At 65.9% G+C, this 26,983-nt stretch carries 8 protein-coding genes; 5 read left to right on the plus strand and 3 right to left on the minus strand.

Annotated features, from left to right (window positions below; all coding sequences use genetic code 11):
* Positions 1-27: 27 nt before the first annotated feature.
* From AC3IR9_RS05400 to AC3IR9_RS05420, 5 genes are all read left to right on the plus strand, one after another.
* A complete protein-coding gene (locus AC3IR9_RS05400) occupies positions 28-4,110 on the plus strand; it encodes an amino acid adenylation domain-containing protein (protein ID WP_489294535.1) in 4,083 nt (1,360 codons plus the stop codon).
* Entirely contained in the window at positions 4,107-11,009 is a 6,903-nt protein-coding gene (locus tag AC3IR9_RS05405) for a type I polyketide synthase (RefSeq protein ID WP_489294536.1), read from the plus strand. The genes AC3IR9_RS05400 and AC3IR9_RS05405 overlap by 4 nt, the downstream gene beginning before the upstream one ends.
* Before the next feature lie 69 nt (positions 11,010-11,078).
* Complete coding sequence (locus AC3IR9_RS05410; protein WP_489294538.1) at positions 11,079-14,324, plus strand: amino acid adenylation domain-containing protein; 3,246 nt, start codon at positions 11,079-11,081, stop codon at positions 14,322-14,324.
* On the plus strand, positions 14,324-20,935 hold the full coding sequence (locus AC3IR9_RS05415) for an amino acid adenylation domain-containing protein (RefSeq protein WP_489294539.1): 6,612 nt from the start codon (positions 14,324-14,326) through the stop codon (positions 20,933-20,935). The genes AC3IR9_RS05410 and AC3IR9_RS05415 overlap by 1 nt, the downstream gene beginning before the upstream one ends.
* Positions 20,928-21,677 carry a thioesterase II family protein gene (locus AC3IR9_RS05420; protein WP_489294541.1) on the plus strand — a complete coding sequence of 250 codons (750 nt, stop codon included), beginning with the start codon at positions 20,928-20,930 and terminating at the stop codon, positions 21,675-21,677. Before AC3IR9_RS05415 ends, AC3IR9_RS05420 begins: the two co-directional genes overlap by 8 nt.
* Before the next feature lie 4 nt (positions 21,678-21,681).
* Here AC3IR9_RS05420 and AC3IR9_RS05425 read toward each other — a convergent pair whose 3' ends face one another.
* Genes AC3IR9_RS05425 through AC3IR9_RS05435 form a run of 3 tightly spaced genes read right to left on the minus strand, consistent with a single transcriptional unit; the run spans position 21,682 to position 26,704 of the window.
* Positions 21,682-22,494, minus strand: a complete 813-nt coding sequence (locus AC3IR9_RS05425) for a 4'-phosphopantetheinyl transferase family protein (RefSeq protein ID WP_489294543.1) — start codon at positions 22,492-22,494, stop codon at positions 21,682-21,684.
* Positions 22,491-24,245 (minus strand): cyclic peptide export ABC transporter, encoded by a 1,755-nt coding sequence (locus AC3IR9_RS05430; protein ID WP_489294545.1) that lies wholly within the window; start codon positions 24,243-24,245, stop codon positions 22,491-22,493. The genes AC3IR9_RS05425 and AC3IR9_RS05430 overlap by 4 nt, the downstream gene beginning before the upstream one ends.
* Positions 24,242-26,704, minus strand: coding sequence for a penicillin acylase family protein (locus AC3IR9_RS05435; protein WP_489294547.1), 2,463 nt, complete (start codon positions 26,702-26,704; stop codon positions 24,242-24,244). The genes AC3IR9_RS05430 and AC3IR9_RS05435 overlap by 4 nt, the downstream gene beginning before the upstream one ends.
* Between the last annotated feature and the right edge of the window lie 279 nt (positions 26,705-26,983).

Raw genomic sequence — 26,983 nt, forward strand, 5'->3', positions numbered from 1 at the left:
GTATCAGTGAGCATTAAGGACAGCCAGATGCAAAATGACGTGATCGAGGGCTTTCGCCTCTCTCCGCAGCAGAGGCACCTGTGGCTGGCTGGAGGCGGGCGTAGGGATGTCTGCCAATGCGCTATCTCCATCGCCGGGCCACTGACGCAGGCGCGCCTGCAACAGGCACTGAGCACCCTCACGGCGCGGCATGAAGTGCTTCGGACGCAGTTCCAGACGTTCCCGGGAATGGACGTGCCGGTGCAGGTGCCGGGGGCCGTGGCCCAGGCGCGGCTATCCGTCCTTACGCTCGCGCACGACGCGGTGCTGGCGGAGGCGATCGAAATGCAGCTCGAAGCAGACGCGCGCCCGGACGCGGCAGGCGGCAACCAGGTCCGCTATACCTGGTTGGCCACGGCGGATGATACGGGCACGCTGCTGGTGACGGTTCCCTCGCTGTGTGGCGATTCCGCCTCGCTCCTCAACCTGTACGCGCAACTGGCGGACCTGTGTCTGGACGAGCGCGATGCCGCCGACGATGGAGACGTGGTCCAGTATGCCGACTACAGCGAATGGCAGAACGAGACGGTGGAAGCAGGCACCAGCGCCACCGGGGGCCCTTACTGGGAAGGCTTCGACGTAGATGCCGGCGTTCCAGGGGCCCTTCGCAGGGATGACGCGCAGACAGGCGGCGCCATCCCCTCATTCCGGCTGGGCACGCTGCCGGCGGCGGTGGTCGAGCGGATGCGCGCATTTGCCCGCACGCAGGAGGTCGAGCCATCCACCGTTGTCCTGGCGGCATTGAGCGTACTGCTGTGGCGGACCGGCGACGGCCAGGTGCCGGTGCTCGCAATACCGGTGGAAGGCCGCGCGATGGATGGGCTCGGCGCGGCGCTCGGTCTGTTTGAAAAGCCGCTGCCGTTCGCGTTGCGCATCGAGGAGGATTACAGTTTCGCCGATGTCGTGCGCAGAACCCGGGACCAGCTGGCGCAGGCTGCCGCTGCCCATGGCCACTACCTGCCGGGCAGTGCGGCGCGGCCGGAGATAGCATTTGGCTGGGTTGCGTATCCTGCCGCACGTGAGCGCGGTGCGTTGCGTCTCAAGCTGACGCACCTGCGCGGCCGCGCGGCCGCACCGGTGTTCAGCTTGACAGGCCTCCAGACCGACGCCGAAGTCGCGCTCCGGCTCGATTATGATGCCCGGCGTTACCCCGAGGAGGCAGCCGACCGCCTGATGGAGCGCCTGCTGGTCCTGCTGGATGCGCTGTTGGATGCGCCGCAGCGTAACGTGCTGTTGGCGGATCTGATGCCCGAGGGGGAGCGGCGCCGCGTCCTCGTTGAATGGAATCAAACCGAACGGACGTACCCGCGCGGCATTACGCTTCATGCGTTGTTCCATGACCAGGTGCAGCGATCGCCACATGCCACTGCGGTGATCTGTGACGAGCAGTCCCTGAGCTTCCTGGCACTTGATGGCCTCTCGCAGTCTGTTGCCCAGCGCGTGATTGCATTGCGCCCCCCAGGGGCCCCGGCGTCCGCCATCGGGGTATGCCTTGACCGCTCCTGCTGGATGCTGGTTGCCATACTGGGCATATGGAAGGCCGGCTGTGCTTACGTTCCGATCGACCCTTCGCTGCCGCCCGCACGCCGTGCCCTGTTGGCGCGCGAAGCCGGGTGCGCGGCCGTGCTCACGCAGCAGCGCCTGGTCGAAGCGCTGAGCGACCTGCCATGCCCCCTGTTCGCACTGGACGTGCCGGGCAGCCTCGACGACGGCGAACCAGTGAACGCCGAGCTGCCCGCCTGCGCGCCGGACAGCTTGGCCTACATCCTGTATACGTCCGGATCAACCGGCACGCCGAACGGCGTGATGGTCGAGCACGGTGCCGCTGTGAATCTGGCATTTGCCCTGCAGGATGCGATCTACCAGCCGATGGGTCGGGCATTGACGATCGCGCTCAATGCCCCTCTGATGTTCGATGCGTCCGTCAAACAGCTGATCCAAGTGATAAACGGCCACTGCGTATGCATCGTCACGGAGCAGGTGCGGCGCGACCCCGGTGAGCTGTGTGCGTACCTGCGGCAGCACCGTGTTGATGCCATGGATTGCACGCCTTCGCAGCTCGCACTGTGGCAGGTCGCGGGGCTGCCTGCGACGCTTGAAGGCCTGCCGTCGATCATTCTGGTGGGGGGTGAGGCGGTGGATGGATCGTTGTGGCGGGTGCTGGCCGACGCGCCGGGCAAACGCTGCTACAACCTCTATGGGCCGACCGAATGCACCGTCGATGCCACAATCGCGCGGATTGAAGGTCCGCGGCCCACCATCGGCCGGCCGCTCCCGAACGTGCGCGTGTATGTGCTGGACGACGCGATGAATCCAGTTCCAACCGGCACCGTGGGTGAGCTGTACGTCGGTGGTGATGGTGTGGCCCGCGGCTATCTCAACCGTCCGGAACTGACCGCGCTGCGGTTCGTCGCCGACCCGTTCCATCCCTCGGCTGGCCGCCGCATGTACCGCACCGGCGACAAGGTCCGTCAATTCCCGGACGGCAACCTTCAGTATCTGCACCGCGTGGATCACCAGGTCAAGATCCAGGGCACTCGCATCGAACTGCCGGAGATCGAACAGGTCTTGCGCGAACACCCCGGCGTGCGCGAAGCGGTGGTGGTAGTCGCGACCGGTGAGGTGGAGCAGCTTGCGGGTCATGTGCTGCCCCACCCGCACTATCGCAGGAAGATAGAAGGAAACCGGCGCTTCGTATTGCCTGATGGTCGTGCCATCGTGCAGCGCAACCGCAATGAGAGCGAGTATCTTTACCTGGAAATCGTGGAGCGCCTGACCTATCTGCGCAACGGGATCACGTTGCCGGAAGACGCCGTCGTGTTCGACGTCGGGGCCAATATCGGCATGTTCTCCATGCTGGTTGCCGAACGCTGCCCGCATGGGGCGTTGTATGCATTCGAGCCGCTGCCGCCGATCTTTGCGCTGTGCAGGATAAACGCCGAACTGTATGCCCCGCACACACGCCTGTTTCCCTTTGGGCTTTCCGGTTGCCAAGAGACAGCCACGTTCACCTATTACCCCCACTACAGCATGATGTCCGGCCGGGAAGCGTACTCCGATGCGAATGCCGATATGGAAGTCATCAAGCGCTACCTGGCCAACCAGAAGGACGCTGAGGCGGAAGGGAGCAGCCAGCTGTATGAACACGCCGATGCGCTCCTGCCTGGACGCTTCATCGCCGAGCACCACGCCTGTACCTTGCGACGCCTGTCAGATGTCATCGCCGAGCAGCAAGTGACGCACATCGATCTGCTCAAGATCGATGTCCAGCGTGCGGAGCTGGATGTACTCGAAGGCATTGACGATGCGCACTGGCCATTGATCCAGCAGGTCGTGATGGAAATCCATGACGGTGAGGGCACCGAGAGTGCAGGCCGTACCGGGGTGGTCGCACGCCTGCTGGAACGTCACGGTTTCCAGACATTGATCGAGCAGGAGGGCGAGTTGATTGGGACGGATCGATTCAATTTCTACGCCAGCAGGCTCGGGCTGCGCCCCGGTGCGGTAGCCGATCCTGCGCCGGCCGCGCGGCCGGCCATCGGCCCGCACGTCCTCACCACACAGGAGCTCCGTGAACACCTCAAGGCACATCTGCCTGGCTACATGGTGCCGGCGAGTCTGGTCCTGCTGGAGGAGATGCCGCTGACACGCAATGGCAAGGTCGACCGTAACGGCCTGGCGAACGCGGGCGTGTGTGCCGGTGACCTCGATGAGACCCAACAGCTGCCGCAGAGCCAGCTGGAGCGGCAGATTGCCTCGGTCTGGCAGGAGGTGCTGGGGCTGGAGCGCGTGGGGCTGCGGGACAACTTCTTCGATATCGGCGGGCATTCGCTGCTGCTGATCCAGCTGCATCGCCGCCTGTGCGAGGAACTCGGAGTGGAGCTGCTGATTCTCGATGTGTTCCAGAACCCCAACGTTGCCGCGTTGGCCCAGCATGTGCAACGCAAGCAGAAGGGCACCGAAGAAGCGCCCGCCTTCGAGGGCGCACGGGATCGCGCCAGCCGCATGAAAGCGGCAAACGAACAACGGCGTCGGCCCAACCCGGCGCCTGCAACCAGGAGCGAAGCATGACGCAGTCGACGGAGAACCCCCTGATGGACGGCATCGCGATCATCGGCATGTCGGGCCACTTCCCGGGCGCGCGCGGGCTGGATGCGTTCTGGCGGAACCTGGAAGGCGGCGTCGAATCGATTCGTTTCTATTCCGACGAGGAACTGGTAAGTGCTGGCGTGCCCGTGCACACGCTGGGCGATCCGAACTACGTGAAGGCCAGGGCCGAGCTTGCCGACATCGACATGTTCGATGCCGCACTGTTCGGGTTCACGCCACGCGAGGCCGAGATCGCCGATCCGCAGCGCCGGGTTTTTCTGGAATGCGTCTGGGAAGCGCTCGAGAACGCAGGGTGCGATCCGACCCGGTACGCCGGCGACATCGGCCTGTACTGCGGGGCCAGCATGAACACCTATCTCATCAACAACCTCCTGCACAACCGCAGGGCCGTGGATGCGATGGGCCTTTTGAACACGGTCATATTCAATCGCAATGACCATCTGGCCACGCATACGGCCTACACCCTCGATTTGAAGGGCCCGGCGGTCACCGTACAGACCACATGCTCCACCTCGCTGGTGGCCGTGCACATGGCCTGCCAGGCGCTCATCGGTTACCAGTGTGACATGGCGCTGGCAGGCGGTGTCTCGGTGGCGGTGCCCAACCGGGTTGGCTACCTGTATGAAGAAGGCGGGATCGGGTCGGCCGATGGACACTGCCGGGCCTTCGACGCGGCGGCCAACGGCACGGTCAGTGGCAGTGGCGCTGGCGTGGTCGTGCTCAAGCGGCTCGCGGACGCCATTGAAGCCCGTGACACCATCCGTGCCGTCATCCGCAGTTCTGCGATCAACAACGATGGGGCAAACAAGATCGGCTACACCGCGCCCAGTGTTGACGGGCAGGCCCAGGCCATCGCACTGGCGCAGGAGATCGCCGGCGTTGTACCGGACCAGATCGGTTACATCGAGTGCCATGGCACGGGCACGCCGTTGGGCGATCCGATTGAAATGCAGGCACTGGGCCAGGTATTCCGGCGCGCGACCGCACGCACCGGCTTCTGCGCGATCGGGACGGTCAAGACGAATATCGGCCACCTGGATGCGGCGGCAGGGATCGCTGGGCTGATCAAGACCACCCTGGCGCTGGAACACCGCAAGTTGCCGCCCAGCCTCCATTTCTCAGCGCCCAATCCGCGGATCGATTTCGCCGGTTCGCCATTCCGTGTAAATGCCACGTTGAGCGACTGGCCTGCGGAGCAGGGGACGCGCATTGCAGGCGTCAGCTCGTTCGGCATCGGCGGTACGAATGCCCACCTCATCATCGAGCAGGCCCCGGCACCGGCGCCACGGCCCGCGCGCCGCCAGCCCCAACTGCTGGTGCTGTCCGCGCGGAGCAAGGCAGCGCTGAATGACATGGTGTCCAACCTGACCGAGCATCTCCTGCACAACCCGCAGCAGGATCTGGGGGACATTGCGTACACCTTGCAGGTGGGGCGCCGGGCGTTGGGGCAACGCTGCGCGTTCGTTTGCCGCGACCACGACGATGCCGTATCAGTGCTGAGCATGGGCGATGTCGGACGGATGGCCTCGGGCGCCAATGAAGCCGCCAGCCGCGCGGTCACATTCATGTTCCCGGGGCAGGGCGCGCAGTACGTCAATGCTGCCGCAGATCTCTACCAGACGGAAGCGGTGTTCCGCGCAGAATTCGACCGCTGCGCGACCGGACTGCGCGACCATCTTGACCGACCGCTTCACGACCTGCTGTTCGCCACGCCGGACCAGGCGGCCGCTGCCGCTGATCGCCTCCAGCAGACGGTGTACGCACAACCGGTCCTGTTCGCAGTGGAATATGCGCTGGCACGGCAACTGATGGCCTGGGGCGTGAAGCCGCAGGCAATGATCGGGCACAGCATCGGTGAATACGTCGCGGCCTGCCTGAACGGCGTTTTCTCGCTGGAGGATGCGCTCAGGCTGGTAGCCACGCGTGGCAGGCTGATGCAGGGGCTGCCCGGCGGCAGCATGCTGTCGGTGGCGCTTCCGGAGCAGGAGCTTCGCGCCCGCCTGAGCCCAGGGCTGGAGATTGCCGCCGTCAATTCGCCGTCGCTGTGCGTGGTGGCCGGGCAGTCGGCACGGGTGGTCGAATTCGAGGCGGGCCTGGTCGAGCAGGGCGTAGGCTGCCTGGCGCTTCGCACCTCGCACGCCTTCCATTCATCGATGATGGACCCCATCCTCGCCGCGTTCACCGAAGCCTTCGATGGCGTGGAGATGCACGCGCCCAGCGGTCGATACATCTCTACCCTGACCGGGACCTGGATCACGGCCGCCGAGGCCACGTCCCCGGCCTACTGGGCGCGCCACCTGCGCGAGCCGGTCCAGTTCGGAAAGGGCGTCGCACAGTTGTTCGCGGACCCGGCGTGGATCCTGCTGGAGGTTGGCCCCGGGCGCACGTTGATGTCGATGGCGCGCCGGCACCCGCAGAAGGCCGCCGCGCAGCTGGCCCTGCATACACTGCCGACGCCCGACGGCGGCCGTTCGAGCGTCGAATCGGCACTGCTGGCCGTGGGCCAGCTGTGGACCGCGGGTGTCGAGCCGGACTGGGAGGCGCTGCACCGGCAGACGCCGCGCGCCCGCGTACCGTTGCCCACCTATCCGTTCGAGCGACAACGCTACTGGGTCGACCCGGTCTCCGTCGGCTCGGTCCTGTCCGATCCGCTGCAGCGCGATCCGGAGCCCGGACGCTGGCTGTATGCACCTTCGTGGAAACGCACCGCCCAGGGAGCCAGGCCCCCGGCAGGCTCTCCCCCCGCATCCTGGCTGCTGTTCAGCCATGCAGGAGACGTCTCGGCGCAGATCGCGGGAAGCGTTGAAAGACATGCCACACAGGTCGTGACGGTGCATGCCGCCACGGAGTTCGTGCGCCATGGATCCCACGCGTTCGGTATCGACCCGACGGATGCATCGCATCATTCGCGCTTGCTAGCCGAGCTGCAGCGTGACCAGTTACTACCGGACCGGATCGTGCATGCGTTCGGCCTGCAGTGGCCGGACCCGGACGCGACAGCACCGGCCGCGTTCTACAGCCTGCTGTATCTGGCGCAGGCCCTGGGCATGGAGGCGGGGGGGCAGACGGTCCACATCGACGTCTTGGTCGCCAATGCACATGACGTTACCGGCGCGGAAGTGCTGTGTCCCGAGCAGGCGATGTTGACCGGCCCGGCGCTGGTGATTCCGCAGGAGTACGCCGGGATCAGCTGCCGCCTGCTAGAGGTGGACCGGAGCGAGACAGGCAGGGCAGAAGGGGCTGTGCTGCCCGCCGCCCTGCTTGATGATCTGCAACGCAGCGACGCGGCGAGCGTGGCGTATCGGAATGGCTATCGCTGGGAGCAGCTGTTTGAGCATATCCAGACCGATGCCTCGCCGGTGCCCGGGGAACGGCTGCGGGCCGATGGCGTGTACCTGATCACCGGCGGCCTGGGCGGCATGGGCATGACGCTGGCCCGGCACCTGGCCGACCGCTTGCCCGGCGTGAAGCTCGCGTTGCTCGGCAGGCGCAGCCTGGGCGATGAAGACGCCGCCAATGACGCAACGACCGAGGTCGATCAGGGCCGAAGCCGGATGCGGGAGGGATTGCGCGTGCTGCGCGAGAGTGGCGCTCAGGTGGTCTACCACGCTGTCGATGTTGCCGATCCCGTGGGTCTGCACGAGGTCGTGCAGCAGGTAACGGCACAGCTCGGACCGGTCAATGGCCTTATCCATACCGCCGGCATTGCGGGCAACGGTCTCATCCAGCTGAAGACACGCGAGCATGCCGATCAGGTGCTGGCCGCCAAGGTGGCCGGCACCCGTGCCCTGTATGATGCGCTGTCCGGCCAACCGCTGGATTTCTCGATCCTGTGCTCCTCCCGCAGCGCCCTGTTCGGCGGCATCAGCAGCGTGGACTACTGTGCCGCCAATGCTTATCTGGACGCGTTCGCTCACGCTCGACGCCGGCAGACCGGCGACTTCATCGTGTCGGTCAACTGGCCGGCTTGGCAGGGCGTGGGCATGCTTGTGGACAGTGCCGCGCGCCATCATCTCCGCCACGATGCGGCCGTGCCCGCAGGGCAGGCCGTTGGCCATCCGCTGGTCGAGCGCCACGTACTGGCCAGCGCTGACCGCCACGTCTTCCATTCATGCTTCGCGGTGAAGTCTCACTGGGTGCTGGACGAACATCGGATACTCGGTACGGCCGTGGTTCCCGGTGCCACCTACCTGGAGATGGCACGAGCAGCACTTGCAGGCGCGGTGGGCGGCGGTCCGGTGGAGATCTCCAATGTCTACTTCCTGACGCCGTTGCGCGTGCAGGACGACGACGCCCGTACGGTGCGGGTGGTGCTGGACAGGAGCGAGGAAGGCTACGACTTCTGCGTGGAAAGCGCCTCCACCACTGCGGTGGAGGCCGCGCAGGAATGGGTGAGGCATGTGATCGGAAAGATCAGCTCGATTGCGGCTCCGCCGGCGCAGAGGCAGGATATCGCCGCGCTGTCGGCCGGGTTCCCGGGCGACGGCCAGCGGCTCAATGAAGAGAATTTCTACGACGAGAGCCTGGGGCCACGCTGGCAGTGCGCAACCCACGTGAAGGTCGATGAGGGCCGGATGCTGATGGAGCTGCGCTTGTCCGACGAGTTCGCCGGCGATCTGCAGCACCTGCACCTGCACCCGGCGTTGCTCGACCGCGCCGCGGGCGTCGGGCTCTTGTTCCTCGTGGATACCGGCAACTATCTGCCTTTCGGCTATGGCAGCCTGCGACTCTACGCCCCGTTCCAGCAGCGGATGTTCGTGTACTCCCGAGGGGGGGCGGATCCGTCCACCGACGCGGAGACCACGGTCTTTGATGTCGATGTGCTCGCCGAGGACGGTACCGTGCTGGCACAGATCAGCCGCTTCGCACACAAGCGCATCAACGAAGTTGGCAAGGCCGTCAACGCGCTGATGGCTGGCCACCAGCAAGGGGGCGATGCCTCCGTTGGCAACGTGGTGGTCGTCGAGCCGCGCAGCTCCTCGTCCGATATCGCCAGCCCGTTCGAGGAAGTCCTGAACCAGGGGATCTCACCGGAAGAGGGCGCACGGGTGTTTGATCGGCTGCTGAGCCGCTGCGTGCCCGCGCAGGTGGTGGTGTCGCCCAACGACCTGGCGGCGGCCATCGAGCGCGCGCGTAACGTCTCGCTGGACCGGCTGTCCTCGATGGACGCAGCGGTGCCCGCGCTGGCCAGCTATGCCCGACCGGGGCTGGATACCGAGTTCGTCGCACCTGCAAGTGAGCTGGAGCGCCGCCTGGCCCAGCTCTGGCAGGACGGCCTGGGCATCGACCGGGTTGGGCTGCATGACGACTTCTTCGAGCTGGGCGGGAACTCCGTGCTCGCCATCCAGATCATGGCCATCGCCAGGAAGGCGGGACTGTCCTTCAGTGTGCAGCAACTGTTCCAGTTCCCCACCGTGGCGCAGCTTGCGGCCTGTCTGCAAGACACCGGCGCCGCACCGTCAGCCGCCCAGGAGAGGGCCACGCTTCGGCTGCTTCCGCTGCAGCGGCACCTGCTCGCCGCCGGTACACACGCGGCGGCGGGAGGGTGGACAGTGCTGCTGGAGATCGATCCAAACCACACGGCATCGGTGTTGAGCGAACGCCTTGAAGGCTTTCTGCAGGACCACGATGCACTGCGGCTGCAGTTCTCAGGCAGCGGGCACGCGGTCCGTGCAGAGGTGAGCAGATCTGCCGATGGTCTGCTGGAGATCGTGGACGTGGGCTCGGTTGCCGGGCACCAGCGCCAAGCCTTCATCGTCGAACAGGCACGGGAGATCGCCGCCGGGCTGCAGGCCGATGCGCCGGCTCTGGTTCGCCTCGTTCTGTTCCAGGCAGGCGCTGGACAGTCTGCTACGCTTCTGGTCGCCGCGCATCCTGCGGCGGTGGATCCTGGCGCTGCGGCCCCGCTGCTTTCGGCCTTGCGGGTGGCGCTGGATCCGCTGCAGCGTGTGGCCGGTGAACCCGAGAACATTCCGCGCTATCGCGAGGCCACCGAGACACTGGCTGCGTTTGCGCAGTCCGCCGTTGCAGACGCGGAGTTCGCCTACTGGCGCGACGGCAGCGATGAGCACAGCGTGCTGTGGCCTGCACGGGGCGAGCAGACTGAACCCTCGCGATCGCTCTATTCGGTGGCCCTGGACGACGCGCAGACCCGTCTGCTTCAGACGGAGGCCGCCCGCGCCTACCGCCTGCGCATCGAGGACTGCGCGCTGGCGCAGCTGGTCGAGGTGCTGGGCGGACAGACAGCTGGGCGCCCGCTGTGGATTGATTGCCAGGGGCGCCCGCACCGCCTGGGGGGCGAGGACGTGAGTGCGGTGATCGGCGCGTTCGCCACCGCGGCACCGGTGCTGTTCAGCCCTTCGCCGGGCGGCGATCCGGCTGCGCTGCTGACCCGGGTAAAGGAGCAGTCGCGTGCCGCGCCACGCAATGGCACGGTGTATGAGCTGGTTCTTGAAATGGGCGATGCAGCGCACGAAGGTGCCGGCAGCGCCCGCCTGTCGCGGCCGTCGGTAGGCTTCGCCTACCTTGGCGATCTTGACGACGCGCTGCCGCCCGGTGCCGGCCTTCGCCTAGCACCGGGGGCGGCACTGACCGGCATCGAGCATCCCCATTGGTCCGGGTACGCGCTGAGCGTGCGCTGTGTTGTCCAAGCAGGAAGCCTGCATCTGCACTGGAGCTACGATCCCGCGCGTCTGGACCGCGACGTAGTCGCGGCGCTGGCTACCGCGCACCGTGATGGCATGGCCGCACTGGGCAGGCACTGCGCGAAAGCAGAACGTGAGGTCGTCTCCCCGTCGGACTTCCCGCTCGCCGCACTGGACGCGGACAAACTGGACAGAATCATGAAGATGCTGGAGTAGTCGCGCCGGGGGGCACTTCTCCACCAGTTACGACAAGGGCTGTGAAGCTGTGAAACAGGAGTTCTATCGATGAAAGGCGTGAAGGACATCTATCCGCTTTCCCCCATGCAGCGCGGCATGCTTTTTCACGCACTGTATGCGCCAGGAGAGGGCAGTTATGTCGAGCAGGTGAGCTACCGCCTGGAGGGTGAGCTGGATCAGGCTGCCTTCGTCGAGGCCTGGAAGGTGGTCCTCTCGCACCATGACGTACTGCGTACGGCGTTCCTTTGGGAAGGGCTGGATGCGCCGGTCCAGGTTGTCCGCACGACGGCCGCCCCCAGCTATGTCTTCCAGGACTGGCAGGGTGAAACGGAGGATCGGCTGCAGCAGCACCTGGCGGACTTCCTGAGCCACGATCGCCGCCGCAGCTTCGATCTAGCTTGCGCGCCCTTGACACGCTTCATGCTGGCTAGGACCGGGCCACGGACGCACTATCTGGTTTGGACATTCCATCATCTGGTGCTGGACGGATGGTCGATTCCGCTAGTGCTTCGCGACCTGTTCACCGCCTACAGCGCCCTCTGCACGGGCGCCGCGCCGGTCCTGCCACGTGCCCGTCCCTTCAGTGATTACATCGCCTGGCTCCAGGAACAGCCCGAGCACGAGGCCATGGCCTTCTGGGCGGAGAACTTCAACGGATACGCGGCTACCGCGACGACGGTTCCGATGCCCGGCACCCCAGCTCCCGCCGCGGACGGCGAGGAGTACGCGGAAACCAGCTTCCGCATTCCGGCGGCAGCCACGTCGCAGCTGGAAACTTTCGCGCGCCAACAGCAGCTGACCTTGAATACCCTGTTGTTGGGGGCGTGGTCGCTGTTGCTGGGGCGCTATACGGACAGCGAAGACGTTGTGGTGGGTTCGACGGTCTCCGGGCGCTCTCCAAATCTGCAGGGGGGTGGTGCAATGGTCGGCATGTTCGTCAATACCCTTCCCGTGCGTGCCCGGATGGATGCCAACCGTCCAGTAGCGGACTGGTTGCGGCAACTGCAGAAGCAGCTGCTGGATGCACGTGAGTACGAGCATTGTCCTTTGGTCCAGATCCAGGCGTGGGGTGGCGTTCCTCGCGGGGCAGCGCTGTTTGACAGCATCATTGCGTTCCAGAACCAGCCGATCAGCGAGGTTCTTGGCCACTTGGAATCGGCCGTCCGCGTGCTTCCGCTGGTCGATCGCCACACCCGTACGGCCTACCCGCTGACCCTGATGATCGAACCGGGGGAGTCGATGTCCGTGACGGTGGTGTATGACACGCGTCGCTTCGGCAAGGACGACCTGACCAGGATATCCGGGCATCTTCAGACGCTGCTATCCAGCATCGCGTCCGATCCCCAGCGTCCGCTGGGCGAATTGCAGATGATTACGGCAGCCGAGCGCGAGGCGCAGTTGCGCTCACGTGCCGGCCCGGCCCTTGCGGTGCCGGCCACTGCAGGTCTCGTGCATCAGCTGTTTGAAGCCCAGGTCGCGGCCCGTCCGCAGGCGGTGGCGTTGGTCGAAGGCACGCAGGTGCTGCGCTACGGCGAGCTCAACGCACAGGCTAACCGCCTGGCGCATTACCTGATCGGGCAGGGGGTGCGCCCCGATGACCGCGTCGGGGTGTGCCTGGAGCGGGGCATCGCGCTGGTGGTGGCGCTTCTGGGCATCCTCAAGGCCGGGGGCGCCTACGTGCCGCTGGACCCGGGCTATCCGCCGGACCGGCTGGGCTACATGCTGGCCGACAGCGCGCCACGTTGCGTGCTGACGCAGGCGGCGGTACAGACGGTACTGCCGGCGTCGGTGCCGGTGATCGCACTGGACCAGGCCGGCCTGCTGGACGGCCAACCGGTGCATGACCCGGACCCACAGGCGCTGGGGCTGACCCCGCAGCACCTGGCATACGTGATCTATACCTCCGGCTCCACCGGCCGCCCCAAGGGGGTGATGAACCAGCACGATGGCGTGGTCAACCGCCTGCTGTGGGCGCAGGAGCAGTTCGCGCTGGATGCCAGTGACCGGGTGCTGCAGAAGACCCCGTTCGGCTTCGACGTTTCGGTATGGGAGTTCTTCCTGCCGCTGCTGGCCGGGGCACAGCTGGTGCTGGCCCGTCCCGGTGGCCACCAAGACCCGCACTACCTGGCGGGCCTGATGGCCTCGGCCGGCATCACCGTGCTGCATTTCGTGCCTTCGATGCTACAGGTGTTCCTGGACGAGGCCGACACCAGCGGCTGCGGCGGCGTACGGCAGATCCTGTGCAGCGGCGAAGCGTTGCCGGCGGCGCTGCAGAACCGGCTGCTGGAGCGGCTGCCGCAGGTGGCGCTATACAACCTGTACGGGCCGACCGAGGCGGCGGTGGACGTGACCTGCTGGCGCTGCCAGCCGGGCAGCGCCACGGTGCCGATCGGGCGCCCGATCGCCAACACGCAGATCCACATTGTTGACCGCTACCTGCAGCCGGTGCCGATCGGGGTGGCCGGTGAACTGCTGATCGGCGGGGTGCAGGTGGCGCGTGGCTACCTGAACCAGCCGCAGCTGACCGCCGAGCGCTTCATCGAGGACCCGTTCCATCCCGGCGGCCGTGTCTACCGCAGTGGTGACCTGGCGCGCTGGCGCCAGGACGGCACGATCGACTACCTCGGCCGCAACGATGATCAGGTGAAGCTGCGTGGACAGCGGATCGAACTGGGCGAGGTCCAGTCGCAGCTGCAGCAGTTGCCGCACGTGCGTGATGCGGTGGTGGTGGCACGCGAGGACCGTGCGGGCGACCCTCGCCTGGTGGCCTACGTGGTGACCGTGCCGGGGGTGGAACTGACCGTATCGACGGTGCGTGAGGCACTGGCACGGACGCTGACCGAGGCGATGTTGCCCAGCGCGGTGGTAAGCCTGCCGGCGCTGCCGCTGACGCCGAACGGCAAGCTGGACCGGCAGGCACTGCCGGTGCCAGGCATGGAATCACTGGCGGCCCGCGCTTACGAGCCGCCCCGGGAAGGGATGGAGCAGGCACTGGCACAGCTGTGGTGCGAACTGCTGGACGTGGCCCGGGTCGGCCGCGCCGATCATTTCTTCGACCTCGGGGGAAATTCGCTGATCGCCATCCAGCTGCTTGGGCGGATCCGAGTTGACATGGTGGTCGATATCTCCCTGCGCGACCTGTTCGACAATCCCGAGTTGCAGTCACTTGCCGCGTTCATTGCAGCGGCGCAACTGCAGACGTTCCTCGGCGACGAGCTGGCTGCCATGGAGGCCGAGCTTGCCGGATTGTCCACCGAAGAACTAGACCGGTTGCTGACGGACGAGAGCAAGTGATGGGTGAGCAGACCCCGCCTGCCTCCGCGCAGGCGCTCCGGCAGAAGATCCTGCAGCAGCGTCTGCGCAGCCGCATGCAGGCGCACCGCGCGACGATGGCCCCTGCCGGCATCCCTGTGGCCGATCGCAGCCGTCCGGTGCCGCTGTCCCCGCCGCAGCAGCGGCTGTGGCTGCTCGATCAGCTGGGCCCGGCGAGCGCGGCCTACTGTCTGCCGACCGCCCTGCAGCTGCGCGGCGCGCTGGACAAGGTGGCGTTGAGGGCAGCACTGAATCGCCTGGTGGCGCGCCATGAATCCCTGCGCACGCACTTTCCCTGCGTACAGGGCGTCCCGGCCCAGGCCTTCAGTGCGGATGACGCCGGCCTGCCATTGATCGACGTGGATCTTCGTGGCCTGCGGGACGGGGAGCGGCGACGGGAGCTGGAGCGTCTTGTTGCACAGGAGGCACAGGCACCGTTCGATCTGGAGCAAGGTCCGCTGATCCGTGGGCAGCTGTTGCAGCTGGCGGACGACGACCACGTCCTGCTGATCACCCAGCATCACATCATTACCGATGCCTGGTCGCTGCGACTGATGATTGGTGAGGTCGCCTCGCTCTATGCCACGTTCCATTCCTGTGCACGGGACAGCACGCCGCTGCCGGCAGTCCAGTACGCGGACTTCGCGGCATGGCAGCGCCAGTGGCTGCAGGGACCGGTACTGGAACATCAGCTCGCCTTCTGGCGCCAGCATCTGGAGGGCGCTCCGGCACTTCTGGAATTGCCTGCGGATCGGCCACGGCCACCGCTCCAGCGCCATGCCGGTGCAAGCATCGCATTGGTCCTGCCCGAGCGATTGACCAAAGCGTTGAAGGCGCTCGCGCAGGCGCAGGGCTGCACCGTGTTCATGGTGCTGCTCGCGGGCTGGTCGGTGCTGCTGGCACGCTTGAGTGGGCAACAGGAGGTGGTCATCGGCACGCCCGTGGCGAACCGGCAACGACCGGAGACCGAGCGCATCCTCGGCTTCTTCGTGAATACTTTGGCGCTGCGTGTGGACCTGTCCGCAAATCCCAGCGTCAATGCACTGCTGGCCCAGGTAAAGGCCAGCGCGCTGGCGGCGTTCGCCCATCAGGAGCTCCCCTTCGAGCAGGTCGTCGAGGCGCTGCAACCGCAGCGCAGCCTGTCCTACAGTCCTGTGTTCCAGGCAATGCTGAGCCTGGACGATGCGCCCGACACCAGCGCCGCGGCACTGCCCGGGCTCTCGATGGAGCCACTCGCCCCCCCCCGCACCAGCAGCCATTTCGACCTCTCGTTGGCCTTAGGGGAGAAAAACGGGGTACTGTCGGGAGCGATCACCTACAGCACCGATCTGTTCGACGCGTCAACGGTCGAACGGTGGTCCGTGCATCTGTGCACGCTGCTGCAAGACATGGTGGAACACCCCGGCACGCACATCGGCAGCCTGTCGCTGCTGAGTGCCGGACAGCGCCAGGAGGTGGTCGAAGGCTTCAACGCAACGGCCGTCGATGACTCGCAGGATGCGTTGATCCATGAATTGTTCCAGCAGCGTGCGGCGGAAATTCCGGAATGCGAAGCGGTGCGCATGGGGGATCAGTACCTCAGCTACGGCGATCTGAATGCACGCTCCAACCAGCTGGCACATGATCTGCTGGAGCGCGGCGTGGTACCTGACCAGCGCGTGGCGATCTGCGTCGAGCGTGGCGTGGACCTGGCGGTGGGGATACTCGGCATCCTCAAAGCTGGGGCCGCCTACGTTCCGCTGGACCCGGACTACCCCACCAGCCGACAGGCGTACATGCTGCAGGACAGCCAGCCAGTCGCCCTGGTCACCCAGGCCGGGCTGGTGGCCCGGTTGCCGCCCAGCACGGTGCCGCTGGTCGTGCTGGATTGGCAGGCCACAGGAACCGGGCTTGCAGCCCAGCCTGCTCACGACCCCCTATTGCGCCGGTCCGGCCTGGGCCCGCGCAATCTGGCCTATGTGATCTACACCTCCGGATCCACCGGCCAGCCCAAGGGGGTCATGGTCGAGCACCGTTCGGCGGTCAATTTCTGGCGGGTGATGACCAGAACCACCCACGCCCGCTGTCTGCCGGGCTCGCGGATCGGCCTCAACGCCGCATTTTCGTTTGACATGTCGTTAAAGGGCATTCTGCAGCTGCTGTCCGGGCACTGCTTGATGCCCATTCCGCAGTCCATCCGTGCAAGTGGTTACGAGCTGGTGCAGTTCCTTGAAGACAACAGGATAGACGCACTGGACACGACCCCATCCCAATTGGAGGGGCTGCTGGAGGCCGGCTTGCTTGAACCGGGCCGCCACCGACCCTGCAGCGTGCTGGTGGGCGGCGAGCCGATCCGCGCCGCGCTCTGGGAGCGGCTCAGGGCGTCTCAGCAGGTGCAGTTCCATAACATGTACGGTCCGACCGAAGCCACGATCGATGCGACCATCATCGGTATCGAAGTGGCGGGAAGCACTCCCACCCTCGGCGGTCCGATCGACAACGTCCGCATCTATCTGCTGGATACCCTCGGCAACCCAGTGCCGATCGGCGTGGCCGGCGAGATCTACATAGCCGGTGCCGGCGTCGCCCGTGGCTACCTGGACAGGCCAGCGCTGACCGCCGAACGATTCCTCGCCGACCCCTTCAGTGGCCAGAAGGGGGAGCGCATGTACCGCACCGGCGATCTGGCGCGGTGGCGGCCGGATGGCACGCTGGTATTCCTCGGTCGCAACGACTCCCAGGTCAAGATCCGGGGTTTCCGTGTCGAACTGGGAGAGATCGAGGCCCAGCTGGGCGCTTGCCCGGGCATTCGCGAGGCCGTTGTGGTCGCGCGTGATGACGCGCCAGACACGGTCCGCCTAGTGGCCTACGTCGTCGCCGACCCGCAGCCGGTGGCCGCCGAACTCCGCGACGCCCTGCACAGGCAGCTGCCGGAGCATATGATTCCCAGTGCTTTCGTGCACCTGCCATCGCTGCCACTGACCCCCAATGGCAAGCTGGACCGCCAGGCACTGCCGTTGCCGGACGCGGACGCACTTGTCAGCCGCGCGTTCGAGCCACCGATCGGCCCCGTTGAACAGACCCTGGCGACCCTGTGGTCAGCGCTGCTCGGCCCGGAGCGCATCGGTCGCAATGACAATTTCTTCGAGCTGGGCGGGCACTCGCTGATGGTGGTGACCCTGGTGACCCGATTGCGTGAGGCCGGCCTGCATCTGCCCGCGCAGGCGGTCTTCGCCACCCCGGTACTGCATGTGCTGGCCAGCGCAGTTACCGACGTGGGCACGGAGGGGGTGTCGTCGGCGGTTTCGCCGATCCTTCCGCAGGTTGTGCGTATCACGCCGGCGCAACTGCCGCTGGTGACGCTGGGCCAGAACGACATCGATCTGATCGCTGTCAGCGTCCCGGGCGGTACTGCGAACATCCAGGAAGTCTATCCGCTGCTGCCCCTGCAGGAAGGCCTGTTGTTCCATCACCTGCTGGAGGAGGAGGGCGATACCTATCTCTCGCGCGATCTGCTGGCGTTTGATTCACGCGCACTGCTGGATGGCTTTCTGGACGCACTCAACATCGTCATTGCCCGGCATGACATCCTGCGCAGCGCGCTGCGCTGGGAAGGTATCTCAACACCAGTACAGGTCGTGCACCGGCACGCACCGCTGCAGATGAAGGTCCTCTTCCCCGCATCGGATGGTTGCGCACGGTCGGCACTGGAACGTGCCAGTGATCCGCGGCGGCTGCGCCTGGATCTGCGCAATGCGCCGGTTCTGGCCGCGTATGGGGTGGAGGACAGGGCGAAGGGCGAGTGGCTGCTGGCGCTGGTACGCCACCATGTGGTCTGTGACCATGTGACCCTGGACCTGGCACTGGAAGAGGTCGCCATGGTGTTGCGGGGGCAGGAGAAAAGGCTGGGTGCTCCGCGGCCCTTCCGCGAGATCGTGGTGCAGGCCCGGCAGGTTTCGGTTGAGGAACACGAGGCCTATTTCCGACAGGAGCTGCATGACATCCAGACGCCCACCGCTCCCTTCGGCGTGGCCGACATGCTTCCGGGTGGCCGGGCGCTGATCGAGTCCGTGGAGCACTTGGAACCCCAGCTGGTGCAGCGCATCCGCGCCTGCGCGCGCCGCGAGGGTATTGCACCGGCCGTGCTCTTCCATGTCGCCTGGGCACAGGTACTGGCACGCTACACGGGCAACGATGATGTGGTGTTCGGCACCGTCCTGTCCGGCCGCCTGCAGGGTGTTGCCGGTGCCGAGCAGATCCTCGGCATGACGATCAACACCTTGCCGCTGCGCATTTCGCTCGGTGCACGCAGCGTTCGCCAGCTGCTGCTGGAGACGTCGCAGCGGATGAGGGGGCTGCTGGCCCACGAGCATGCGCCACTGTTGCTGGCGCAGCGCTGCAGCGGTGTCGAGCGGAGCCAGCCGCTGTTCTCCACGCTGTTGAATTTCCGCCACAGTCAAGCGCGCATCCTTGCTGCCGACACGGCCTCTCGCGCCCTGCAGGACGGCATCCGCAGCCTCGCTGTCGAGGGTGACCACACCAGCTATCCGTTGAGTATCCGGATCGATGACACTGCAGACACCTTCGCGCTGACCACGGAGTGGTGGGACGGGCTGGACGGCCGGCGGATCGGCGCGAGCCTGCCGGTGGCGCTTTCCAGTCTGGTCGATGCCCTCGACAGCGCACCCGGAACTCCGCAGTTCCAGCTGGAAGTGCTGGGCGCTTCGGAACGCCAGCGGCTGCTGCAGGGCTTCAATGCGACCGACAGGCCGTATTCGACCCATGATTCCATCCACTCTCTGTTTGAAGCCCAGGTCGCGGCCCGTCCGCAGGCGGTGGCGTTGGTCGAAGGCACGCAGGTGCTGCGCTACGGCGAGCTCAACGCACAGGCTAACCGCCTGGCGCATTACCTGATCGGGCAGGGGGTGCGCCCCGATGACCGCGTCGGGGTGTGCCTGGAGCGGGGCATCGCGCTGGTGGTGGCGCTTCTGGGCATCCTCAAGGCCGGGGGCGCCTACGTGCCGCTGGACCCGGGCTATCCGCCGGACCGGCTGGGCTACATGCTGGCCGACAGCGCGCCACGTTGCGTGCTGACGCAGGCGGCGGTACAGACGGTACTGCCGGCGTCGGTGCCGGTGATCGCACTGGACCAGGCCGGCCTGCTGGACGGCCAACCGGTGCATGACCCGGACCCACAGGCGCTGGGGCTGACCCCGCAGCACCTGGCATACGTGATCTATACCTCCGGCTCCACCGGCCGCCCCAAGGGGGTGATGAACCAGCACGATGGCGTGGTCAACCGCCTGCTGTGGGCGCAGGAGCAGTTCGCGCTGGATGCCAGTGACCGGGTGCTGCAGAAGACCCCGTTCGGCTTCGACGTTTCGGTATGGGAGTTCTTCCTGCCGCTGCTGGCCGGGGCACAGCTGGTGCTGGCCCGTCCCGGTGGCCACCAAGACCCGCACTACCTGGCGGGCCTGATGGCCTCGGCCGGCATCACCGTGCTGCATTTCGTGCCTTCGATGCTGCAGGTGTTCCTGGACGAGGCCGACACCAGCGGCTGCGGCGGCGTACGGCAGATCCTGTGCAGCGGCGAAGCGTTGCCGGCGGCGCTGCAGAACCGGCTGCTGGAGCGGCTGCCGCAGGTGGCGCTGTACAACCTGTACGGGCCGACCGAGGCGGCGGTGGACGTGACCTGCTGGCGCTGCCAGCCGGGCAGCGCCACGGTGCCGATCGGGCGCCCGATCGCCAACACGCAGATCCACATTGTTGACCGCTACCTGCAGCCGGTGCCGATCGGGGTGGCCGGTGAACTGCTGATCGGCGGGGTGCAGGTGGCGCGTGGCTACCTGAACCAGCCGCAGCTGACCGCCGAGCGCTTCATCGAGGACCCGTTCCATCCCGGCGGCCGTGTCTACCGCAGTGGTGACCTGGCGCGCTGGCGCCAGGACGGCACGATCGACTACCTCGGCCGCAACGATGATCAGGTGAAGCTGCGTGGACAGCGGATCGAACTGGGCGAGGTCCAGTCGCAGCTGCAGCAGTTGCCGCACGTGCGTGATGCGGTGGTGGTGGCACGCGAGGACCGTGCGGGCGACCCTCGCCTGGTGGCCTACGTGGTGACCGTGCCGGGGGTGGAACTGACCGTATCGACGGTGCGTGAGGCACTGGCACGGACCCTGACCGAGGTGATGTTGCCCAGCGCGGTGGTAAGCCTGCCGGCGCTGCCGCTGACGCCGAACGGCAAGCTGGACCGGCAGGCACTGCCGGTGCCAGGCATGGAATCACTGGCGGCCCGCGCTTACGAGCCGCCCCGGGAAGGGATGGAGCAGGCACTGGCACAGCTGTGGTGCGAACTGCTGGACGTGGCCCGGGTCGGCCGCGCCGATCATTTCTTCGACCTCGGGGGAAATTCGCTGATCGCGATACAACTCGTCTCCCGCATCCGGATGGCATTTGAAGTGGATCTGGCCCTTGCCACCGTCTTCCGCCATCCGCATCTCGCCGACCTCAGCGAGCAGGTGCTGCTGGCGATGTTGGCCAGCTGCTCCAGCGACGAGGTGGCGGCGATGGAACTAGATCTCGGTGACGGTGAACGGAGCGACAGGCATGGTTGAAGGGGGGTGGTTCGTTCGTCGCCGCCAGCCGGGCAGGACATTCCGGCTGTACTGCTTTTCCTACGCGGGTGGAAACGCCGCCAGCTACCTCGGTTGGCAGAGCCAGCTTCCGCCACAGGTCGAAATCTGTGCTGTGCAGCTTCCAGGGCGTGGGGCGCGGCTGCGCGAGCCCCCGCTGTACGCGCTGCCGCCATTGATCGACACCCTGGTGCCGCTGGTGGCCCAGAGCGCTGACCTTCCCTTCGCGTTCTTCGGTCACAGCCTGGGGGCCCTGGTCGCTTTTGAAACGGCGCGTGGGCTTGCCCGGGTAGGTGGCCCGGCACCGCGGCATCTGTTCGTATCCGGGTGCCAGGCGCCGCGCCTGCGGGACCCACCCAAAGGCCACCACCTGCTGGACGATGCCGGATTGCTGGAGGTGCTGGCTGACTACAACGGCACTCCGCCGGAGATCCTGGCAGACCAGGACCTGATGGCAATGCTGCTGCCGATTGTCCGTGCCGATTTCACCCTGGCTGAAACCTATCGCTACGTACCCGGCGAACCACTCTCGATGCCGATCAGCGCCTTCGCCGGCGAGGACGAAGAGCGATCCGGCCTGGAGCAGGTAACCGGATGGTCGCAGGAGACCTCGGCCGGCTTCGATCACTACCTGTTCGAGGGCGGTCATTTCTTCATACAGGGCCAGCGCGAGCATGTGCTGGCACTCATCAGCACGACGTTGGCCCGGGGTGTCATGGCCTGAACTGCTACCACGCGAACCCGGTCATCAGTACGTCCCGATCCAGCCAGCGGTAGTCGATGCGGCAGTACTGACCCGCCCGGAAGTCGCTGCACAGGGTCTGCTGGATGATCAGCTCGATGATGCCACGCCGATGATCGATCCTGACCACCCGCGCGGCCGTGAAGTCGAAGTAGCGGCCCACGGCCGCGAATGCAGCCTTGAACAGCGTTTCCTTGGCCGAAAAGCACAGCGCAAGCAGGGCGGCCTCCTGGTCGCCGCCCCGCAGGCCATCCAGGTACGCCTGCTCCGTGGCGTCGACCACCAACAGGCGCATGGCCTGCAGATCACGGCCCACATTGGCGCAGGACTCGATGTCCAGCCCCAACCCCTGGCAATCGCTGCGCGAGGACACCGCCGCTGCCGCCAGGCCGTCGATATGGGAAATGCTGCCGGTCGTGCCGTCGGGCCATTGCGGTTGGCGCGACGGCCCGATCGCGATCGGGGCCCCCGGCCCCCCCTGCAGGGCCAGGGCGGCCCGCGCGGCCAACCGCCCGAAGAAGAACTCCGCCTGACGGGCGTGCACGCTTCGGGCGATCTGTGACGGGCTCTCGATGCCGGTTGCCGCAAACATCCCGGCATCGAAGTGCTGCGCATCGAAGCGGATCAGGCACACCGGCCCAGCCCCGGGCCGGGAAAACAGCGGATGCTCGCACCATGCCGCACAGATGGCCGGCATCGCCGCCGGGGCCAGGGCGTCCAGCAGCGCTGCCAGGCCGTCTTGCGGAAGCTGAATGGCATCGGCGCCAGCAGGCGGTGGGTGGGCGCCGATCCGGGTCAAGGCCCCCCCGTCGCTGCACTGGATGCAGATGAAGGCGAGGGCGGATGGGCCACTGCGAGGCCGTTGTCGACCGCCGCGTTTACCGCCGCATGGCCCGCGCGCACCGACACGATCACACCTTCTTCCATCGTGATGATCTGGTCAGCTACATCGAAGTAGCGATCATCGTGACTGATGGCCACAATCACCTTGTTGCGCTGCTTCAACGCCGGCAGAATCTCGTGGTAGAACACCGCCTTGAAGACAGGATCCTGATCGGCCGCCCACTCATCGAAAAGATACAGTTCCTTGTCTTCCATGACCGCCACCAGCAGTGCCAGGCGGCGGCGCTGGCCATCGGACAGTGACAGGGTCGAGAAGCGTCCATCACGGAATTCGATCTTGTGTTCCAGACGCAGCTCGGCCAGCAGTCGCTGTACCTGCGGAGCCGCGGCCGCATCATCCTGGCCCAGTACACGATCAAACAGGTAGTAATCCGAATAGATCGCGCCGATGCCCTGGCGCAGGGAGCCGAGGCTGGCATCGGTGACTTCCTGCCCACCGAAGCAGATGCGCCCGGCGCTGGGCCGGTAGTGCAGGGTAATCAACTTGCTCAGCGTGGACTTGCCGGAGCCATTGCCGCCGACGATGAAGGTGATCTCGCCCTTGTGCAGGGTCAGGTCCAAGGGGCCCACCTGGAAGCCGCCGCCTTCCTTGCGCTCATGCTGGTAACAGACCTGCTCGAAACTAAGCTCGCTCCATTCGCGTGCAATCTCCTGGTGCGCCGACAACGACTCGGCGGGTATCTCCTCGAAGAGCGCGGCGAAACGCTTGAGCGAGACCCGCGAGATGCTCAGTTGCGGAATGGCATTGAGGATGATGGCTATCGGTCCAGTGATATACAGCAGCACCATGACCACGCCGATCAGGTCCTCGCTGGTTATGGTGCGATAGTTGACGAGGATGAACACAATCGAGCCGATGACGAAGAAGCTGAGCAGGTCGCCATAATTGCTGGCGGCACGCACGATCGTATGGCCGGCCTTCTCATTGGTTCGGACGTCAGTCTCATGCTTCATGATGACTTCGTCGAAGAACGCGCCGCGTTTGGCGTCGCTCAACTTGAGCTCCTTGATGCCATGGATCAACCCGTGGATCGATTCCTGCAATCCGTCGAAGCCGGTGCGCGCCCGTATGAAATAGCGCCTGCCCAACAGCATCGGCACCTGGTAGGTGACAACGCCGAATACGATGCAACCTATCACGTACAGGAACACATGCGTGTTCAGCACCAGCAGGAAGCCCAGCATGCCGACCAGCATCACGATATCGATCAGCAGATCGGGCATCATCCGCGCGCCCAGCACGATGCGGGGAACGTCGGTGGTCAGCACGGCGATCATCCGCGCCGGCCCAATCCGCTCCAGGGCGGGCAGGGGGGCATTGGCGATTCGTGAATACATGCGGGTACGCAACCCGGAGGCCACGTCAATGGCGATCCGGGTCAGCATGATCTGCGACAGCGTGCGCGCCAGCAGGATGATGAGGCAGATCGCCGCGAAGACGACGGCGAAAGGCGCATGCGCGATTTCGATCCCCAGGAAGCGCGGCAAGGGGGCCGCCACCTGTGCCAGACGCGGATCTTCCGCGCGGATCGCGCTCAGGACCAGTGGAATCAGCAGGGCATAGCAGATGCCGGATAGCGCGCCCAGCACCACGGAGACGAATACGCGGTTGGGGGCGTGCGTGGCGAACTGCGAAAACAGCTTCATGGGGTGACCTCTGCGGTCGCGCTCCTTGCCGCGGATTCCGGTGCCGGCAGGAAAGCGTCAAGTGGCACGTAGCGACCATCGTGGAAAGGGATGACCATGTCCGCGTAGTGCGGGCTCAGCGGATTGCCGGACTGCCCGGTGGAAATCATGTAGTCCTGCACCACCGTGTCCGGCCCCATCTGGATGACCTGCCGGAAGCCCGCACCGAACTGCTGCCGGTAGCCCTCGCCCTCCACGAAGTGCGACGCCGCCACGTTGACGGTATCGCTGGAACCGCCGTTGCCGACGCGACGCTCGAACAGCACATTGAAGGGCTTCATGGCGCTGAACGGCGCATGCGCATAGACGGTCTGCTGTACGGTCGACCAGTGCCAGCGGCGCATGCTCCAGTCACCCCGGAGCTTGTGCAGCTCAGCCAGCGCATCCTCTTGCGAGAGGGCAAGCAGGCGCGCGCAGCTACGGAGTGAATTATCATTGCTGGTGTCACACCAGCCCTCTTCGTCGCCCTGCAGCAGGCGGTTCAACTGGGACGTCCTGACCCCCTCTCCGAGCCGCACCGCGATGTCCGTGGACTGGGGTGCCTCCCAGCTGCCACGCAGCCGCTCCCGGAACAGGCGTTGGCGGAAATGCCGCATCCACGAATGGAACAGGGCGGCGGCCTGGCTGTCCCCACGCATATCGCCGTCCCAGTTCTGCAGATACTGCGCCGCGACGGCCGCATGGCCCTGGCGTGGCAGGTGTTGCCGCAGCGTATCCATCAGCGCCGCGGCATCGAGATCGAGGGTGTCTGCCTGGATCCGCTTCATGTCATCCGGGTTCAACATCCGGCCCGCATCCATCTGCTGGCGCAGCAGTTGTTCTATCCGCATCGCGCGCGCAGGAGAGGCCCAGTCGTGCGAGATGAAATAGGGATAGTCCACGCCCACCATGCGGTTGTTGGCGCTGACGATATAGCCCGCTGGCGGGTTGTACAGCTGCACCCATCGCTCGACCGGTACATACCCCTTCCAGGCGTGGCTGGCATCCCAGCCCGGCGCCGGCGCAGTGCCTTCGCCCTGGCTGCGGATCGGAATGCGCCCCGCCGCCAGATAGCCGATGTTGCCCGCGCGGTCGGCGTAGAGCATGTTCAATGCGGGCGCAACGTGCTTCTCGAGCGCCCGCTTGAACTGCGTCCAGTCCTGTGCGTAGCCCAGCCGGTAAAACGCTTCATAGCTGGTATCGCCATCATCCAGCCCCGTCCAGCGCAGTGCGACCGGACTGTCGAAGACATCGAAATAGTCGCTGACAACCGGCCCGTGACCGGTACGCCGTACCTTGAGCGATATCCCGGTGTAGGGCCGGCGCAGCTGCTCGGGGAAATCCGCCCGAACCTGTATGGTTTCCGCGCGGACGTCAAAGGCCGCCCAGCCCGCCGGCGTCTGGTAGCGGCGGCCTTCCGCATCGGCACGTTCCAGGAACAGATCCTGGGTGTCAGCCATCATGTTCGTGCCGGCCCAGGCGATGGCCTCGTTGCGTCCGAACACCACGACTGGCAGGCCGATGAGGCTCATGCCGGAGACAGTCAAGCCAGGCGAACGCACGCTGATGGCGTACCACAGTGATGGAATCTGCAATGCCAGATGGGGATCGTTGGCCAGCAGCGCACCGCCGTCGGATGTCAGGCGGCCCTGAACGGCCCACGCATTACTGCCCGTTCCCGGGTGCGGCATCTGCAACTGCTCCTGCAGGCGCTGCTGGCGGACTGCCAGGGCGGTCAGGGCCCCGTCAGTGGAGCGGACGCGGGCTGTTGTGGGCGTCTGCTGCGGGTAACGGGGATAGCCCGGAAAGAAAACGTCGGCCTGTGCGGTAGGCAGGGCATGCCCGGCCACGTAGCGATCAATCTCCCGGCGGAAGTTGCCGCCCATGCTCAAGGCGAACATCTTGATCCACGCCAGTGAGTCCAGCTCGGTCCATGGCTCGGGCTTGACGCCAAGCAGCCGGAACTCCGGAGGCAGGGACGGTGTCCGGGCGATCGCTGCATTCACCCCGCGGGTGTAAGCGGTCAACGAGGCCTGCGCCTGCGGGCTGAGTGCGGGCCATGCGGTCCGCGCCGATTCGTAGAGGCCGAGGGTACGGAACCAGACGTCGGAATCGATGCTCTGCCTGCCGAACACCTCGCTGAGCCGCCCGCGAACCATCCAGCGCTGCACCTGCAACTGCCAGAGGCGATCCTGCGCCTGCGCGTAGCCGACGGCGAAGTAGGCATCGAGATCCTGCGTGGCGTGGATGTGCACCGCACCATGCGCGTCACGTTGCAGCATCGTCGCTGCGCTGACGCCATCCTGCAGCAGGGTAACGCCGGTTTCCGGGAGGCTCCGCTGCAGGTCGACCCATAACCAGGCCGCGACCAGCCCGAGCGGCAACAGCAGGAACAGCGCAACGCGCACAAGCAGTGGATGCCGGGTGGCAATGCCCGGCATCCTCATGATGAACGGGCGACCTGGGAGCCTGCGGCGTCGGCGCACGGTGTTGAAACATACGTACGGTGGATCAGATCGACATCCATTCGTCAGGTCCAGGCCTCGTAGCGTGGGATTCTGCATCAAAGCGGCGAAGAATGCAGTACAACGTCGCAGTATTCCGGCAGCCCATCGCAGGGCAGGCAGGCCATGCAACAAAATGTGCTACAAAATACCCGGCGTGGCATGCCGGCAATCGGCTCCTGCCGGCCCATGCGGATGTGGTCCGTTGCATGAACC

The sequence above is a fragment of the Stenotrophomonas sp. GL_101 genome, from assembly GCF_057835675.1.

Excerpts from the sequence above, each read along its gene's own strand:
- AC3IR9_RS05415 (WP_489294539.1), top strand. The coding sequence starts at position 14,324 with ATGGGTGAGCAGACCCCGCCTGCCTCCGCGCAGGCGCTCCGGCAGAAG.
- AC3IR9_RS05430 (WP_489294545.1), bottom strand. The coding sequence starts at position 24,245 with ATGAAGCTGTTTTCGCAGTTCGCCACGCACGCCCCCAACCGCGTATTC.
- AC3IR9_RS05405 (WP_489294536.1), top strand. The coding sequence starts at position 4,107 with ATGACGCAGTCGACGGAGAACCCCCTGATGGACGGCATCGCGATCATC.
- AC3IR9_RS05410 (WP_489294538.1), top strand. The coding sequence starts at position 11,079 with ATGAAAGGCGTGAAGGACATCTATCCGCTTTCCCCCATGCAGCGCGGC.
- AC3IR9_RS05435 (WP_489294547.1), bottom strand. The coding sequence starts at position 26,704 with ATGCCGGGCATTGCCACCCGGCATCCACTGCTTGTGCGCGTTGCGCTG.
- AC3IR9_RS05400 (WP_489294535.1), top strand. The coding sequence starts at position 28 with ATGCAAAATGACGTGATCGAGGGCTTTCGCCTCTCTCCGCAGCAGAGG.
- AC3IR9_RS05420 (WP_489294541.1), top strand. The coding sequence starts at position 20,928 with ATGGTTGAAGGGGGGTGGTTCGTTCGTCGCCGCCAGCCGGGCAGGACA.